The sequence below is a fragment of the Paraburkholderia bengalensis genome (assembly GCF_037126505.1).
Classification (GTDB): Bacteria; Pseudomonadota; Gammaproteobacteria; order Burkholderiales; family Burkholderiaceae; genus Paraburkholderia; species Paraburkholderia bengalensis.
The window spans coordinates 1-16055 of sequence record NZ_JACFYJ010000061.1 but is presented as its reverse complement, the minus strand read 5'-3'; the positions used below and the strand labels follow the sequence as shown (position 1 = coordinate 16055).

The window sequence follows — 16055 nt, the reverse complement described above, 5'->3', positions numbered from 1 at the left end:
CCGATAGCGGTTGCCGAATGACTCATGCCGCTATCGGCGCCAAAAACGGCTGAAAACACGTCTATTTTGCCTCGAAGCGTATGCGTTTTACGACATTCCTGGCCGTTCGGCCGAGGTTACCGTCATTTACAGCCTCGCATGCAACAGTGCGTTTACAATAGTCGCCAACGAAAGACAGGCGGCTTGCACAGCCCGGATAGCGATGAAGGGCAACTGAAACGGCTGCCGGTGACGGGAACCGAACCGGCGTCGAAAACCGCTGCAAGCTGCACACGCAACAGGCTCAATGGCAAAAGCTCCTTATTCCGCGAACGCGCAGGCATTGCCTCATCGCATGTCGCGCCTTTTCACCGAAATCCGCTGGATTCTCCAGGTGGCGCTCGGCGTTTTCCTCGTGATGGCGCTCATCAGCTACAGCCGCCGCGACCCGAGCTGGACGCACGCGGCGCAGGTCGATCACATTTCGAACTGGGCCGGCCGCGTCGGCGCCTGGACCTCCGACATTCTCCTTCTGCTGTTCGGCCTGTCCGCGTGGTGGTGGATCGTGCTGCTGGCGCGCCGCATCTCGGCGAACTACCAGCGCATCACGCGCCACGAAGAACCGGACGAAGACACGCCGCGCGACAACAGCTGGCTTGTCGACGTATTCGCGTTCGTGCTGGTGCTGCTCGCGTGCGACGGTATCGAGGCGCTGCGCATGTGGTCGCTGAAGGTACAGCTGCCGCGCGCGCCAGGCGGCGTGATCGGCGAGGCCGTCGCGAAGGGCGTGTCGCATGCGCTCGGCTTCACGGGCGGCACGCTCGCGCTGCTCATCGCGCTTGCAATCGGTCTGTCGGTGTATTTCCGCTTTTCGTGGCTGTCCGTGTGCGAGAAAGTCGGTGAGTCGATCATCAACGCCGTGACGCTCGCCAAGCTGCGCCGCGAAGCGGGCCGCGACCGCAAGCTGGGCGAAGCGGCTGCCGTCAAGCGGGAAGGCAAGGTCGAACAAAGCCGGGTGAAGATCGAAGAGCACGAGCCGGTGATGATCGTCCCGCCCGTGACGAAGCCGGAAAAATCCGAGCGTGTCGAGAAAGAGCGCCAGGTGCCGCTCTTCGACAGCCTGCCGGGTGATTCCACGCTGCCGCCCATCTCCCTGCTCGATCCCGCGCCTGCCACGCAGGAAACCATTTCCGCCGATACGCTCGAATTCACCTCGCGACTCATTGAGAAGAAGCTAAAAGACTTCGGCGTCGATGTAAGCGTCGTCGCGGCGTATCCTGGTCCGGTTGTCACACGCTACGAAATTGAACCGGCAATTGGCGTGAAGGGCAGCCAGATCGTGAATCTGGCGAAGGATCTCGCGCGCTCGTTGTCGCTGACGTCGATCCGCGTCGTCGAGACGATTCCGGGCAAGAATTTCATGGCGCTCGAACTTCCGAACCAGCGCCGCCAGACGGTGCGGTTGTCGGAGATTCTCGGCTCGACCGTGTATGCCGACGCCGGTTCCCCGCTGACCATGGGCCTCGGCAAGGACATCGGCGGCAAGCCTGTGTGCGCCGACCTCGCGAAGATGCCGCACTTGCTGGTCGCGGGTACGACGGGTTCGGGCAAGTCGGTTGGTATCAACGCGATGATTCTCTCGCTGCTCTACAAGGCGAGCGCGGATCAAGTGCGAATGATCCTAATCGATCCGAAGATGCTCGAAATGAGCGTCTACGAAGGCATTCCGCATCTACTGTGCCCCGTGGTGACGGACATGCGCCAGGCCGGCCACGCGCTGAACTGGACCGTCGCCGAGATGGAACGCCGCTACAAGCTGATGAGCAAGCTCGGCGTGCGTAACCTCGCGGGCTTCAACAACAAGATCGAAGAAGCGAACAAGCGCGAAGAGAAAATTCCAAATCCGTTTAGCCTGACCCCGGATGATCCTGAACCGCTTTCGCGTCTGCCGAATATCGTCGTGGTGATCGATGAATTGGCTGATCTGATGATGGTGGTCGGTAAGAAGGTTGAAGAACTGATCGCGCGTATTGCACAGAAGGCGCGCGCGGCGGGCATTCATCTGATTCTCGCAACGCAGCGTCCGTCCGTCGACGTCATCACGGGCCTGATCAAGGCCAACGTGCCGACGCGGATGGCGTTCCAGGTGTCGTCGAAAATCGATTCGCGCACGATTCTCGATCAGCAGGGCGCGGAGTCGCTGCTCGGCATGGGCGACATGCTGTATCTGCCGCCCGGCTCGGGTCTGCCCGTTCGCGTCCACGGCGCGTTCGTGTCCGACGACGAGGTGCATCGCGTCGTCGAGAAGCTCAAGGAGCAGGGCGAGCCGAACTACATCGAAGGCCTGCTGGAAGGCGGCGTCGCGGGCGAAGGCGACGAAGGCTCCGCCGAAGGCGCGGGAACCGGAGCGGGCGGCGGCGAGTCCGACCCTCTGTACGATCAGGCTGTCGAGATCGTCATCAAGAACCGTCGCGCGTCGATCTCGCTCGTGCAGCGGCATCTGCGCATCGGGTACAACCGCGCGGCGCGCCTGCTCGAACAGATGGAGCAGTCTGGGCTGGTATCGGCGATGTCGTCGAACGGCAATCGCGAGATTCTCGTGCCGGCGCGCGAGACGGAGTGACACCCGGGCGCTTCATTCACGCGATGGATGGCGAAGAGCGGCACGCGACGAAGCGCTGCCGCTTTTTTGATTCCGCGCCCGGCTGATCGCAAGCGACACTCAGAGAAGGGAGAAAACTACATGCTGCAAATCGTTGGGTCTAAGACCCGTCTTGGCAGTCTGATGCGAACGCTGACTTTCGGCGCATCGATGCTCGTCGCGTCGCATGCGTTCGCAAGCGGCACCGATCAACTGAAGCAGTTCGTCTCACAGGTGCATTCGGCACGCGGCGAGTTTGTGCAGACGGAAGTACGCGCGCCAAGCAACGCGCAGCAACAGGCGAGCGGCGTGCTGTCGACGCAGAACGCGACGCAGAACAAAGTGTCGAGCGGCACGTTCAGGTTCGCGCGTCCGGGCAAGTTCATCTGGTCGTACGAGAAACCGTACGCGCAGTTGCTGCAAGCCGACGGCGACAAGCTGTACGTCTATGACAAGGATCTGAACCAGGTGACCGTGCGCAAGCTCGGCAACGCGCTCGGCGCGAGCCCGGCGGCAATCCTGTTCGGCAGCAACGACCTCGACAAGAACTTCACGCTGAAGGACGCGGGCGTGAAGGCGGGCATCGACTGGCTAGAACTGATTCCGAAGTCCAAGGACACGCAATTTCAACGCGTCGGCATCGGGTTTCGCGACGGCAACCTCGAAGCAATGGAACTGCACGACGTGTTCGGCAACGTGACGCTGCTGAAATTCTCGAACATCCAGAAGAATCCGTCGCTGCCCGCCGACACGTTCAAGTTCACGGCGCCCAAGGGTGCCGACGTGATCAACGGCTGAACGCCGTCTCAAACATGAAGGTCGGGCGATGGATGCGCGGTCTTCATGTCGTTGACAAACGCCTCGACGATTTCCGTCCGATGCTGCCGCGTGCGCGTCACCATATGAAACGCGACGCGGTAGCCCATCTGCTGCGGGTTCAGCGCGGCGAGCAAACCCTCCTTCACGTACGGCGCGGCGAAGTGCCCCGGCAGATAGCCGAGGTGATGGCCCGACAGCACCAGCATCGCGACGGCTTCCATGTTGTCGGCGACGGCCGTCACGTTGCTCGGCGTTGACGACGCTTCGGCTTCGGGCAGCGGATAGCTGCGCCACGCCCATTCGTGCTGCGCTGCTTCCGCCGGCGACACGTTGCCCGCATGGGCAAACAGCGGATGCCCCTTCGCGCAGTACGCGAACTGTTCCTCTGAAAAAATCTCCGTGTACTCAAGCGACGGCACGCGGTGCCAGAAATATCCAATGCCGATCTGAATGCGTCCGCTCAGCAGCAATTCTTCGAGTTCCCCTGGGGAGCGCACCAGAATCGAAAAGCGCACGGATTCGTCGCGGGCGCGAAAACGCGCGATCGCATCGCTGATTCGCGCGCTTTCCGACACGGGCGTATGGCCAATCATGCCGATTCCGAGCGTGCCGACCAGCTTTCGTCCGACGTTTCGTGCCTGCACGCCGAACGCGTCGACGGCGGAAAGGAGGGCGCGCGCTGCTTCGACGAACTGCTCGCCTCGCGCGGTCAGGCTAAAGCCGCTGCGGCCGCGCTCGCACAGGCGATAGCCCAGACGCGTCTCGAGCGTCGATAGCTGCGTGCTGATGGTCGACTGGCCGACATTCAGTGTAGCCTGAGCAGGCGAAACCCCACCCGCGTCCACAATGGCGAGGAACACGCGAATCAGGCGCAGGTCTAGGTCGGTGAGTTGGGAGAACATGCGGCAGGATACATCGGTGTCGATCGATGTGAAGTTTATTCCGTCGGCATTTTATCTTCGCCGGAACTGCACAAAAATAAGCAATGCCCCGGCGTCGCGCGCCTTGCGACGGCTGGATTCGAAGCTTTCCAAGATGTTGTGCCTTTTCATTGGCTGACCACGATGAATACTTCCCCGAATTTCGTCTCTCCAGACCTGACGGAGCGGCCGCAGCCGTTGTCGGGCAACGCGATGCCGCGCTCGGGCGGGATTGCCACCATGATGCGTCTGCCGAACGTGGGCTCGGCGCAAGGTCTGGACGCGTGCTTCGTCGGCGTGCCGTTCGATCTGGGTACGTCGAACCGCACGGGCGCGCGCTTCGGCCCACGCCAGATCCGCGCCGAATCGGTGCTGCTGCGTCCCTACAACATGGCGACACGCGCCGCGCCGTTCGATTGGCTGCGGGTCGCGGATATCGGCGATGTTGCGATCAATCCTTATAACCTCCTGGATTCGATCGGCCGGATTGAGCGCGCTTACGACGAAATCTTGTTGCACGGCGCGAAACCGATCACGCTGGGCGGCGACCACACGATCGCGCTGCCGATTTTGCGCGCGATTCATCGCAAGCACGGCAAGGTCGGCCTGATTCACGTCGATGCGCACGCTGACGTCAACGACACGATGATGGGCGAGAAGATCGCGCACGGCACGCCGTTCCGCCGCGCGGTCGAAGAGGGCTTGCTGGACTGCGAGCGCGTCGTGCAGATCGGCCTGCGCGGCACGGGCTACGCCGCGGAGGATTTCGACTGGTGCCGCGATCAGGGCTTCCAGGTCGTGCAGGCCGAGTCGTGCTGGAACCAGTCGTTGGTGCCGTTGATGTCACGCGTGAGCGAGCAGATGGGCGATGGTCCCGTCTACATCACGTTCGATATCGATGGCATCGATCCCGCTTTCGCGCCGGGCACGGGCACGCCGGAGATCGCGGGGCTGACGGTGCCGCAGGCGCTCGAAATCATTCGCGGCGCGCGCGGGCTGAACATCGTCGGCTGCGATCTGGTGGAAGTCGCGCCGCCGTACGATCCGTTCGGCACGACAGCACTGCTCGCCGCCAATCTCGCGTTCGAATTGCTGTGCGTGCTGCCGGGCGTCGGGTATCGGCCCGCGACGCGGTAAAAAGTCTTCTTAAGTGCGGCGGGCAGATAACGCCGCATCAGTGCAGACGGCTCGCAAGGCCGTTCAGACAATGCCCATAACCTTCGTTATGGGCATTGTTGCCTTCTGCTGCCGGATTCTGCGCAATTCGCCCTGCCGGGTTGCTTTTAAGAATGGTGAGCTAGAGACGGCCGTTGCGCCTCGGTAGGCTAGACAAGTTTGGGCGCGCGCACCCGATTCAAATTCCTGGTAAATCTGAAAGCGCGCCCGCCTGTCTCATGCGCCAACGGCGCACCTAAACGTCTCTCGCAGGGTCAACTCATGGACGGCAATTTGCAGCGCAATCCCGAGCCGGTGATCGACCGCTATTCGACGGCGGCATCTCAGTATGGTCTCGGTCGTTTCGATGAGGCGCTTTCGCAGCTCGCGCCGCTTCTGCATGCGCCCACGACTGGCGTGCACGTTCTGAACCTCGCGGCCGCATGCTGCCTGTTGATCGACCGTCCACGCGACGCCGAAACGTACTGGCGGCGTGCACTCGCCGTCAAACCCGACTACACCGACGCGCTCAACAACCTGGGCGTCGCGCTCAAGGAACAGGGCCGTTTGGCGGAGGCCGAGGCGTGTTATCGGCAGGCGCTGGCGATTTCGCCGTGCCACGCGGGCGCTCACGTGAACATGGGGCGGCTCTTTGCGGAGCTTGGCCGTCCCGCCGAAGCCGAAGCGGCCTATCTGCACGCCATCCGTCTTCAGCCCGCCGACAGCGATACTTTTCTTAATCTCGGCGTGCTGTACCAGGACCAGGTGCGTTTGTCCGAAGCCGAGGCCGCCTACCGCCATGCAATCGCCGCGCGTCCGGACGCGGTCAAGGCGCATTTCAACTTGGGTGTCGTGCTCAAGATGCAGAAGCGCTTCGACGAGGCGGAAATGTCGTATCGACAGACGCTTGCGCTTCGGCCCGATTACTTCGAGGTAAAGCTCAACCTGGCTCATCTGCTGCTTACTTCGGACGTCTCGAAGAAGGTTGGGCGCTGTTTGAGACTCGCTACGATCCCGTCTGGCCGCAGCGCAAGATCGCGCCGCCGCCGGTCGATTGTCCGATGTGGCGCGGCGAGTCGCTCGTGGGCAGATCGCTGCTGGTCTGGCCCGAGCAGGGACATGGCGACAGCCTGCAGTTCTGCCGCTATCTGCCGATGCTCAGGGCGCAAGGTCTCGCGAAGCTGAGCGTCGCCTGCTCGCCCGTGTTGCGGAGCCTGTTCGAAATGATCGATGGCGTCGATGCGTGCATTCCGCTCGACGGCGAGCACGCCATTGCGTCGCACGACTACGTTTGTCTGACGATGAGCTTGCCGCATCGGCTGCGAACGACGCTCGCGACCATTCCGGGCGCGACGCCTTATCTGCGGGTGCCGGCCGCCTACGCGACGAAGTGGCGGGCCGCCTGCCCGAAGGCGAGTTCAAGGTCGGTCTGGTGTGGGCGGGCGACGCGCGCCCGGATCAGCCGGCAATCCATGCCGTCGACCGCCTCCGCTCGCTCGATGCACGCGCCTATCTGCCGTTGCTGCGGGTGCCCGGCATCACGTTCGTGAGCCTGCAAAAGGGCGCGCTGACGCAACCGCAAATCGATACACTGCCGCCGGACCTGCGTCCGTTCGACCCGATGCACGATGTGCACGATTTCGCCGATACGGCCGCGATCATCGAGCAACTGGATCTCGTGATCAGCGTCGATACGTCGATCGCGCATCTGGCGGGCGCGCTGAACCGGCCGGTGTGGCTGCTGTCGCGTTACGACGGGTGCTGGCGCTGGCTGCACGATCGCGACGACACGCCGTGGTATCCGAACACGCGCTTGTTCCGCCAGACGCAGCCCGGCGAATGGGCAGAGGTGATCGAACGCGTGAGAAGCGCGCTTGAGGCATGGCCGGCACGCTCGCGCATGCGGGTCTGAACAGCGAAAACGCTTACGCGTACGCCTGCTTGCGTGTCGACACGAACGCCAGATAGCAGACCGCGCCGATCACAAGCGCCGGCAGCGTCGCGCCGAGATTCGGCAGCCACTGGCTGATTGCCTGATACGCGGCAATGCCGATCGCCCACGCGACGAACGCGCTGATGTGCCAGCCGCCCGAGAAGCCATAGCGGCCTTGCGTGTCGGCGAGCGAGCCGACGTCGATGCGGCGTTTGCGCACGATGAAGTGATCGACCAGCACCACGCCGAACAGCGGCGCGAATACCGAACCGATCAGCAGCAGGAAGTTCTGATACTTCGCCATCGGCACGACGAGCGCGATCAGCGTGCACAGCGCGCCGAACGCCGCCGACAGCATCGGCACGCTCGCGCGCGTCCAGAACGTGCCCGTCGACACTGCCGCCGAGTGCACGTCGGCGAACGCGTTGTCGATTTCATCGATCAGCACCAGCAACAGCGCGAGGCCGCCGCCCGCCTGCGCGAGGGCCGTCGTCAGCAGCGCGTCGCCGCCGCCTGCCGCCAGGCCGTAGACGGCGCCGAGCGCATAGAACCAGAGATTCGCAATGCCGTAGCCGAGGATCGTGCCGCGAAACGTCTCGCCCGCCTTGCGGCCGAAGCGCGTGTAGTCGGCGATCAGCGGCAGCCACGACAACGGCATCGCGACGACGAGGTCGATCGCGCCGCCGAACGACATTTCTCCGTTGCCCGGACGGCGCATCAACGCGCCCAGATCGTGCTGCGCGAGGACCGCGTAAGTGAGCCACGCGGCGCCCGCGAGCAGCAGCCAGATGCCCCATGAACGCAGAAAGCGCCGCACGAACGAAAGCGGGCCGCTGATCGCGAGCAGCGTCGCCAGCACGCCGAAGATCAGCGTCCAGACGAGCGGCGCCGAGAAGCCGAAGGCCTGTTTCGACAGCGCGTCGGCGGAATCTCGCATCACGATCACCTCGAACGCGCCCCAGCCGACCAGCTGGATCATGTTCAGCACGGCGGGAATCGATGCGCCGCGCACGCCGAGCGTCGGGCGCAGCGACGACATCGCCGCGAGCCCGGTGTCGGTGCCGATCACGCCCGCGAGCGCGAGCAGCACGACGCCGATCGCGCTGCCGATCGCGATAGCCAGCAATGCATGCGGCAGCGACAGCCCCGGCACGAGCAGCGCGCCCGCCTGCGCGACCAGCAGGCCGATGCCGAGCGAAAACCACAGCGCGAACGCGTCGCCCGTCTTGAACGCGCGGCGCGAGTCCGGCACCGGCTTGAGCGGTGCGTAGGTCGAGCCGGCGTCGCCGGCAATGAAATCTTGAGCCATCGAATCTGTTTCCTGTCTGTCGTTGTCTTAGCGGTGGTCGCGCACGGCGGTTGCGCGCACGGTACGCGTCTTGCGGCCGGTTCCATCAGAAATTGCCTATGACGTTTGCCGCAGGCCGCGCCGCGCGCCGGCTGTCATAATGCACAACTCTGCATGCGCCGCTTGCCGTCCAATGACGGTTCGGCGCGGTTGCATGCCGTTCTGGGCCAGGCCGTCGCGTATCGCCTGCTGCATCGTGACGGTTTATACCCGAAAAGCCGAGATTATCCCCAAAACGCCATGTTTGAAGAAACCCGCGCCAATGTCCCGCTCGCCGAGCGCCTGCGGCCTCGCACCATCGACGAAGTCATCGGGCAGAAGCATCTGCTAGGCCCGAACAAGCCGCTGCGCGTCGCGTTCGAATCCGGCGAGGCGCACTCGATGATCCTCTGGGGCCCGCCCGGCGTCGGCAAGACCACGCTCGCGCGGCTCATGGCCGACGCGTTCAACGCCGAGTTCATCGCGCTGTCCGCGGTGCTGTCGGGCGTCAAGGATATTCGCGAAGCCGTCGAGACCGCGCAGATCCATCGCGCGAACGGCCGCCAGACGCTGGTGTTCGTCGACGAAGTGCATCGTTTCAACAAGAGCCAGCAGGACGCGTTCTTGCCGCATGTCGAGTCGGGACTGTTCGTGTTCGTCGGCGCGACGACGGAAAATCCGTCCTTCGAGGTGAACAGCGCATTGCTGTCGCGGGCGGCCGTGTATGTGCTCAGGAGCCTCGATACCGACGAGCAGCGCGAGTTGCTGGAACGCGCGCAAAAGGAACTCGGGGGCCTGACTTTCACCGACGAAGCTCGCGACGCGTTGATCGGTTCGGCCGACGGCGACGGTCGAAAGCTGCTGAACAACCTGGAAATCGTCGCGCGCGCGGCGGCGCAGCAGAAGAAAACAGAGATCGACGGCGACCTGCTTGCCAGCGCGCTCTCCGAAAACCTGCGGCGCTTCGACAAGGGCGGCGACGCGTTCTATGACCAGATCAGCGCGTTGCACAAGTCGGTGCGCGGCAGCAACCCCGACGGCGCGCTGTACTGGTTCTGCCGGATGCTAGACGGCGGCGCGGACCCGCGGTATCTGTCGCGGCGGCTCGTGCGCATGGCGTGGGAAGACATTGGCCTTGCCGATCCGCGCGCCGCGCGCATCGCGCTCGACGCCGCTGAAACCTATGAGCGTCTCGGCACGCCTGAAGGCGAACTGGCGCTCGCGCAGGCCGTGATCTACCTGGCCGTCGCGCCGAAGTCGAATGCGGGCTACAACGCGTACAACGCGGTGCGCAGCTTCGTCGGCAAGGACCAGTCGCGAGCCGTGCCGATCCATCTGCGAAACGCGCCGACCAGGCTGATGAAAGAACTCGGCTACGGCCACGAGTACCGCTACGCGCACGACGAACCCGACGCATACGCGGCGGGCGAAACCTATCTGCCCGACGGCATGCGCGAGCAGCACTGGTACCGGCCGACGCCGCGCGGGCTCGAAGGCAAGATCGGCGAGAAGCTCTCGCGCCTTGCCGAACTCGATGCGCAATGGCGCAGCGAGAACGGGAAGAAGCGCTGACGGCGCGCGTCGCGCAAGAGTCGACAATGCCGCCGGCCGCACGCGCCGGTGCGCTAAAATCGCCCATTCACACCACGAACAGTTGCCCCATCCCATGCTTGACATCCAGCTGCTGCGCAAAGATATCGACGGCGTCGCGAAGCGTCTCGCCGACCGCGGCTTCACCCTCGACGTCGCGGCGTTCTCCGCGCTCGAAGCCGAACGCCGCGCCATCCAGACCCGTACCGAAGAGCTGCAAGCCAAGCGCAACAGTCTGTCGAAGCAGATCGGCGCGATGAAAGGTCGGGGCGAGGACACGTCGGCCGTGATGGCCGAGGTGGGCGGCATCGGCGACGAGATGAAGGCGTCGGCTCTGCAACTCGAAGACATCCAGAAGCGTCTGTCCGATCTGCTGCTCGGCGTGCCGAACCTGCCGCACGAGAGCGTGCCCGTCGGCAACGACGAAGCGGACAACGTCGAAGTGCGCCGCTGGGGCACGCCGCGCCAGTTCGACTTCGAGGTGAAGGATCACGTCGATGTCGGCACGCCGCTTGGCCTCGACTTCGAGACGGGCGCGAAGCTGTCGGGCGCGCGCTTCACGATGCTGCGCGGCCAGATCGCGCGTCTGCATCGCGCGCTCGCGCAGTTCATGATCGACACGCACACGCAGCAGCACGGCTACACGGAAATCTATACGCCGTACATCGTCAATCCTGAAATCCTGTACGGCACGGGCCAGCTGCCCAAGTTCGCCGACGACATGTTCCGCGTCGAGAAGGGCGGCGGCGAAAACACGGTCACGCAGTATCTGATTTCGACTTCCGAAATTTCGCTGACGAACACGGTGCGCGACAGCATCGTCGATGCCAACGAACTGCCTATCAAGCTGACGGCGCATTCGCCGTGCTTTCGCTCGGAAGCAGGCTCGTACGGCCGCGACACGCGTGGCATGATTCGCCAGCACCAGTTCGACAAGGTCGAAATGGTGCAGGTCGTGGCGCCCGAGGCATCGTATGACGCGCTCGAGCAAATGGTTGCGCACGCGGAGACGATCTTGCAGAAGCTGGAGCTGCCGTACCGTGTGATTACGCTATGCACGGGCGACATGGGCTTCTCGGCGGCGAAGACGTACGACCTCGAAGTGTGGTTGCCCGCGCAGAACACGTACCGAGAAATTTCGAGCTGCTCGAACACGGAAGCATTCCAGGCGCGCCGGATGCAGGCGCGCTATCGGAATGCGCAGGGCAAGCCTGAACTTGTGCATACGCTCAATGGTTCGGGGCTGGCGGTGGGCCGTACGCTCGTCGCGGTACTGGAGAATTTCCAGAACGCGGATGGCTCGGTGACGGTGCCGACGGTGCTGCGTCCGTATCTGGGCGGCGTCGAGCGCCTCGAACTGACAAAGGCCGCCTAGGCGTCTACGCTGCCATCGTCGCGCCAAGTCCTTTTTCAAGGTTCTGCGAAAAAGGACTTGGAATTCGAAAAAGGCTGTTCTATAATCTTCGTCTCACGCAAGCAACGACCCGCTTAGCGTGACGCGACAAGACCACCTTGGTGGCAAGTCAAAGAATCTGGAAAGGTGGCAGAGAGGTCGAATGCGCCGGACTCGAAATCCGGTATACGGTTATACCGTATCGTGGGTTCGAATCCCACCCTTTCCGCCAGATGCAAACAAAACAGGCCCTTCGGGGCCTGTTTTCGTTTGTGCGCTCGTCTTTCGTTTGGGCCGTGCGTCGAGCGCATATCTGCCGGCTCTCGCCAGCAAGATCGGGCGTCGCAAATTACAACGGCTTCGCGCTCCTCGCCAGTCATTCGCCATTTCACTTCAAATATTGGCGCGGCGCCTTCGTGTGCATGTTCGATTGCACATCGCCTGTTTCAAAGACACCGCGGGCGTCGTCAGCCAATGGGATGCGCCTGCACAAGAACCATTGGTATGGTCGTTGCATCAGTGGATGTGTCTGCCAATCCATTGGAGTCAACGATGACGAGCCCCAATCGCGAGGAAAATACGCTGCCCGAGGACCCGGCCGAAATTCCGCCGACCGAGCTGAACAAGCCAATCGGCGACGCGATACCGACGCCTACCGAGCCCGGCCTCGACCAGCCATTGCCCGAAAAGCCGAAGACAGACGACGAAGCATCGGCGCAACCGTCGGACGAACCCGAGCCCTTGGGCGACGATGACCCGCCGCCGGGCGTCCCCGATCCGGGCCCGTCCGATTTCGCATGATCCCCGCTGCCTCCCTTCCACATCTGCTGAAACTTCGTGGCCCGCGACGGTTAATAATCCGTTGAATCGTTTCGGGCTGCGCACGAATCGCGCGATTAAGAGAATGCTTCCTCAATACATGGCGCGCGCCTCGGATACAGCCTCTCTTCACTTTACTAAGCCTCGCTTTCTGCCTAGGATGAAGTTGCACTTTTTTCCGCCGGTACAGCATCGGATGAGTAAAAGTCACCCGTAATTGTTCACCAGAACGCGACGTGGCTTTGATAGCCCGCTATTCGCAGTCCCTATGAAGATTTGGCTAGCGGCAGTTCGGTTGTTCATTTTTTTACCGTGGGTCATTGACCTCGTTAGCTAACGAGTGCATCAGTACAAGACGTTGTCACGGCTCGATGTAGTCGATGCATGAAGGCCCAGGCATCGGGGGATCGCATCTCGTGCCGTCGCCGTGGCAATCCGTATGCGAACGTCTTGAGGAAAACGGTAAGCCATGCACATCGCTATTTCTGCTTTGACGGTCGCGGTGGCTGCAATCGTTGTCTGGTGGACGCTGCACGTGCGCCGTGTCGCCCCGCATCGGGCGGGAGCCTTCGCACCTGTACGCAACCACATGTCAGATGAGCCGCTGCTTCAGCGCGCGTCGAGCGCGGCTGCACGCCTCCTCGGTTCCGTGTACCGCGTATTCGGCTTTTCCCATGTCATCCGAAAACAGTCCTATGCGATGTCCGGCCTCGCCGACGTCATCGAAAGTCTGCCCGTTGCGTCCGTGGTGTTCGACGAACATGGCGCGATCGTTCTTGCCAACGCGCAGGCGGAACGCATCTTCGACTACGGGCGCGGCGCGCTCAACGGCGCCTGTGTCGGCCTGATCGCGCCGACGCTCTCGCAGCATGGCCGCGCGGGCGGTTCGCTGCACGCGACCCGTCCGCATGCCGCGCGGACCTGCAATCTGCGCGCGCGACGCCGCGACGGCAGCGAATTTCCCGTCGAGATCGCCACAAGCGCGATCTGTCATGAAGGACGCAGCGCGACTGTCGCGTTCATCACCGACGTGACGGAACGGTTCGAACTCGAACGCAATCGGCGCGAACTGGCGCATCTGACGCGCGTCTCGACGATGGGCGAACTCGCAGCGTCGCTCGCGCACGAACTGAATCAGCCGCTGACGGCGATACTCAGCAACGGCCAGGCCGCGCAACGTTTCATGGATCACGAGTCGATCGATCTGGCCGAAGTGCGCGACATCCTGAAGGACATCGTCGCCGATAGCGGACGCGCAAGCGAAGTGATACGCCGGATGCGCGCGTTCGTGAAAAAGGAGGAGCAGCAGCAACTGGCGAGTCTGGATGTGCGCGGGCTGCTGCGCGACGTCGCGTTGCTCGTGCATGGCGACGCCGTGGCGCGCGGCATCCACGTGTCGCACGTGATCGACGATGGCTTGCCGGCCGTGCGCGGCGACAAGGTGCAACTGCAACAGGTGCTGCTGAATCTGCTGCTCAACGCATTCGATGCCGTCAGCGAATGCGCCGCGTCCGATCGCGTGGTGGCGCTCTTTGCGCAACCCGAGCATGACGGGACGGCGGTGCGCATCGCAGTCCGCGACCGGGGGCCGGGTCTCACCGCCGACAAGCTCGAGTGCATCTTCAAGCCGTTCGTCACTTCGAAGCCTCAAGGTCTGGGGCTCGGCCTGTCGATCAGCCGATCGATCGTGCAATTGCACGGCGGGCGCCTGTGGGCTGAGAACAATCCCGACCGGGGCATGACGTTTTGCGTCGCGCTGCCCGCATCGCGCGATGCGGGCGGTGCTGCCGCTGTGCAGGTGGCGTCATGAACGCGGCCGCCGCGCTCGTCTATGTCGTCGACGACGACGCGTCCGTGCGCCGCGCGCTCACGCGTCTTGTCAGATCGGCGGGTTATGAAGTCGAAGCGTATGGTTCGGCACGCGAGTTTCTCGAACATGCGCGTATCGAACGCGTGCCCGCCTGCGTCGTGCTCGACGTGCAGCTTCCCGACCTGAGCGGACTGGAATTGCAGCGCGAGGTCGATACGCGATTGCCCATCGTCTTTCTGACGGGACACGGCGACATTGCGATGACCGTCGGCGCGATCAAGGCGGGCGCGACCGACTTCCTCACCAAGCCCGTTTGCGACGACGATCTGCTGCGCGCCATCGATCAGGCGCTCGCGCATTCCGCCGTCGTGTCGAAGTCGATGCGCGAACTGCAAGAGCTGCAGAGTCGCGTGGTCCGGCTGACGGCGCGCGAGCGCGAGGTGATGGATCTGATCGTGCTCGGCCTGCTGAACAAGCAGGTGGCGTCCGAGCTCGGCACCGTCGAGAAGACCGTCAAGGCGCACCGCGCGCGCGTGATGCAGAAGATGGAAGCGGGTTCGCTCGCGGAGCTGGTGCGCATCGCCGACAAGCTGGCCACCGCAAGCGGCACGCATGCGCCCGACAGTGCGCGCTCGCGCCGTGTGCCCGACGCGCCCGGGTCCGCCAGCGGTCTCATACGGGACCAAGGTCCAATACCACGGGCGCCCGCAGTTACATAGTCTATTGCAGAGACGCCCGCGCATCGTTCGCGCGGGTGAGGCGGCTCAATAGGCTAAACAGATGGGCACAGACAAACCATTCGTCGTCGTGGTCGACGACGATGCGTCGGTGGGCAGGGCGATCAGGCGTCTGTTGCGCTCCGCCGGGATCGCAGCCGATACCTACACGAGCGGCGACGAGTTTCTCGACGTGCTGTCGGCCACGCCTACCTATCATCCCGACTGCGTGATTCTCGACGTGCAGATGCCCGGCTCCAACGGCATCGAGGTGCAGCGCCGCCTTGCCGCTAGCGGCGTGCCCGTCGTCTTCATCACGGCCCATGACGATGCGGGCGTGCGCGAAAGCGCGCTCGCCGCGGGTGCGCGCGCCTATCTGCGCAAGCCCTTCAACGACGTGCTGTTTCTCCGGACAGTGTGTGCCGTGCTCGGCATCGCTGCGCCGCTATGACGGCGTCACTCATCCGCGCCGATATCCGCGAGCGCGAGCGCACGCGTGCGCGCGGTCGCCGCGCGAGACCACGCCCGCGGGTTCGGCTATTGGACCAAGGTCCAATTGTCTTCGACCTGCCCGGATTCCACACTTTATTGCAGCGGATCGGCCAGCGCGGCTGGCGCATCCCGATACGTTCGCCGCGCGTTGCGCGCAACGCGATTGACGTACGCATTCGCACCAACCTGAGATTCATCATGAAACGAACGATACGACATACGTCGATGCTTGCCGCGCTGCTGCTCGCCCATGCGGCGACGGCGCAGCAGGCGATCTTCTATCCAGCCAAAGGCCAGAGCCAGCAAAAGCAGTCGAGCGACATGTCGCAATGCGAGAGCTGGGCCACGCAGAACACGGGCGTCAATCCCGCCGTCCTCGCGCAGAATGCCGCGAACCAGCAGTCACAGCCCGCGCCGTCGGGGCAGCGTGTGCGCGGCGCGGCGGGCGGCGCGGCGGCGGG

Annotated in this window: 13 protein-coding genes, 1 tRNA gene and 1 pseudogene; 13 read left to right on the top strand and 2 right to left on the bottom strand. The window is 63.6% G+C overall.

The genetic code is table 11. From position 1 onward, the window contains the following. Positions 1–286: 286 nt before the first annotated feature. Entirely contained in the window at positions 287–2602 is a 2316-nt protein-coding gene (locus tag H3V53_RS28455) for a DNA translocase FtsK (protein ID WP_336600764.1), read from the top strand. 120 nt (positions 2603–2722) lie between these two features. Then, a complete protein-coding gene (lolA, locus tag H3V53_RS28450) occupies positions 2723–3418 on the top strand; it encodes an outer membrane lipoprotein chaperone LolA (protein WP_336600763.1) in 696 nt (231 codons plus the stop codon). 8 nt (positions 3419–3426) lie between these two features. On the opposite strand, the gene H3V53_RS28445 is transcribed toward lolA, so the two are convergent. Continuing rightward, positions 3427–4341 carry a LysR family transcriptional regulator gene (locus tag H3V53_RS28445; protein ID WP_336600762.1) on the bottom strand — a complete coding sequence of 305 codons (915 nt, stop codon included), beginning with the start codon at positions 4339–4341 and terminating at the stop codon, positions 3427–3429. 162 nt (positions 4342–4503) lie between these two features. On the opposite strand from H3V53_RS28445, the gene speB reads away from it, so the two are divergent. From speB to H3V53_RS28430, 3 genes are all read left to right on the top strand, one after another. Then, the gene (gene speB / locus H3V53_RS28440; RefSeq protein WP_336600761.1) at positions 4504–5496 is read left to right on the top strand and encodes an agmatinase; all 993 of its coding nucleotides are present in this window, start codon (positions 4504–4506) and stop codon (positions 5494–5496) included. 300 nt (positions 5497–5796) lie between these two features. Continuing rightward, the gene (locus tag H3V53_RS28435; RefSeq protein ID WP_336600760.1) at positions 5797–6699 is read left to right on the top strand and encodes a tetratricopeptide repeat protein; all 903 of its coding nucleotides are present in this window, start codon (positions 5797–5799) and stop codon (positions 6697–6699) included. A 106-nt stretch (positions 6700–6805) separates the two neighbouring features. After that, the gene (locus H3V53_RS28430; protein ID WP_336600759.1) at positions 6806–7426 is read left to right on the top strand and encodes a glycosyltransferase family 9 protein; all 621 of its coding nucleotides are present in this window, start codon (positions 6806–6808) and stop codon (positions 7424–7426) included. A 13-nt stretch (positions 7427–7439) separates the two neighbouring features. Here H3V53_RS28430 and cytX read toward each other — a convergent pair whose 3' ends face one another. Further along, positions 7440–8756 (bottom strand): putative hydroxymethylpyrimidine transporter CytX, encoded by a 1317-nt coding sequence (gene cytX, locus H3V53_RS28425; RefSeq protein ID WP_336600758.1) that lies wholly within the window; start codon positions 8754–8756, stop codon positions 7440–7442. 279 nt (positions 8757–9035) lie between these two features. On the opposite strand from cytX, the gene H3V53_RS28420 reads away from it, so the two are divergent. The 8 genes and pseudogenes from H3V53_RS28420 to H3V53_RS28385 form a co-directional block, all read left to right on the top strand. Continuing rightward, positions 9036–10346, top strand: a complete 1311-nt coding sequence (locus H3V53_RS28420; RefSeq protein ID WP_336600757.1) for a replication-associated recombination protein A — start codon at positions 9036–9038, stop codon at positions 10344–10346. A 94-nt stretch (positions 10347–10440) separates the two neighbouring features. Continuing rightward, positions 10441–11739, top strand: coding sequence for a serine--tRNA ligase (gene serS, locus H3V53_RS28415; RefSeq protein WP_336600756.1), 1299 nt, complete (start codon positions 10441–10443; stop codon positions 11737–11739). A gap of 159 nt (positions 11740–11898) precedes the next feature. Further along, positions 11899–11989: transfer RNA gene (locus H3V53_RS28410), tRNA-Ser, on the top strand. 320 nt (positions 11990–12309) lie between these two features. Next, entirely contained in the window at positions 12310–12558 is a 249-nt protein-coding gene (locus H3V53_RS28405) for a hypothetical protein (RefSeq protein ID WP_336600755.1), read from the top strand. A gap of 487 nt (positions 12559–13045) precedes the next feature. Then, complete coding sequence (locus H3V53_RS28400; RefSeq protein ID WP_336600754.1) at positions 13046–14386, top strand: two-component system sensor histidine kinase NtrB; 1341 nt, start codon at positions 13046–13048, stop codon at positions 14384–14386. Then, entirely contained in the window at positions 14383–15105 is a 723-nt protein-coding gene (locus tag H3V53_RS28395) for a response regulator transcription factor (protein ID WP_336600753.1), read from the top strand. The genes H3V53_RS28400 and H3V53_RS28395 overlap by 4 nt, the downstream gene beginning before the upstream one ends. A gap of 61 nt (positions 15106–15166) precedes the next feature. Beyond that, positions 15167–15553, top strand: coding sequence for a response regulator (locus H3V53_RS28390; protein WP_054916812.1), 387 nt, complete (start codon positions 15167–15169; stop codon positions 15551–15553). A gap of 239 nt (positions 15554–15792) precedes the next feature. Continuing rightward, positions 15793–16055, top strand: a pseudogene (locus H3V53_RS28385) (glycine zipper family protein); the annotation flags it as partial.

What these genes read in the sequence shown, in the direction of transcription:
- speB (WP_336600761.1), top strand. Translation starts at nt 4,504, where the DNA reads ATGAATACTTCCCCGAATTTCGTCTCTCCAGACCTGACGGAGCGGCCG.
- H3V53_RS28390 (WP_054916812.1), top strand. Translation starts at nt 15,167, where the DNA reads ATGGGCACAGACAAACCATTCGTCGTCGTGGTCGACGACGATGCGTCG.
- H3V53_RS28435 (WP_336600760.1), top strand. Translation starts at nt 5,797, where the DNA reads ATGGACGGCAATTTGCAGCGCAATCCCGAGCCGGTGATCGACCGCTAT.
- cytX (WP_336600758.1), bottom strand. Translation starts at nt 8,756, where the DNA reads ATGGCTCAAGATTTCATTGCCGGCGACGCCGGCTCGACCTACGCACCG.
- lolA (WP_336600763.1), top strand. Translation starts at nt 2,723, where the DNA reads ATGCTGCAAATCGTTGGGTCTAAGACCCGTCTTGGCAGTCTGATGCGA.
- H3V53_RS28420 (WP_336600757.1), top strand. Translation starts at nt 9,036, where the DNA reads ATGTTTGAAGAAACCCGCGCCAATGTCCCGCTCGCCGAGCGCCTGCGG.
- H3V53_RS28400 (WP_336600754.1), top strand. Translation starts at nt 13,046, where the DNA reads ATGCACATCGCTATTTCTGCTTTGACGGTCGCGGTGGCTGCAATCGTT.
- H3V53_RS28395 (WP_336600753.1), top strand. Translation starts at nt 14,383, where the DNA reads ATGAACGCGGCCGCCGCGCTCGTCTATGTCGTCGACGACGACGCGTCC.
- H3V53_RS28445 (WP_336600762.1), bottom strand. Translation starts at nt 4,341, where the DNA reads ATGTTCTCCCAACTCACCGACCTAGACCTGCGCCTGATTCGCGTGTTC.
- H3V53_RS28405 (WP_336600755.1), top strand. Translation starts at nt 12,310, where the DNA reads ATGACGAGCCCCAATCGCGAGGAAAATACGCTGCCCGAGGACCCGGCC.
- H3V53_RS28455 (WP_336600764.1), top strand. Translation starts at nt 287, where the DNA reads ATGGCAAAAGCTCCTTATTCCGCGAACGCGCAGGCATTGCCTCATCGC.
- serS (WP_336600756.1), top strand. Translation starts at nt 10,441, where the DNA reads ATGCTTGACATCCAGCTGCTGCGCAAAGATATCGACGGCGTCGCGAAG.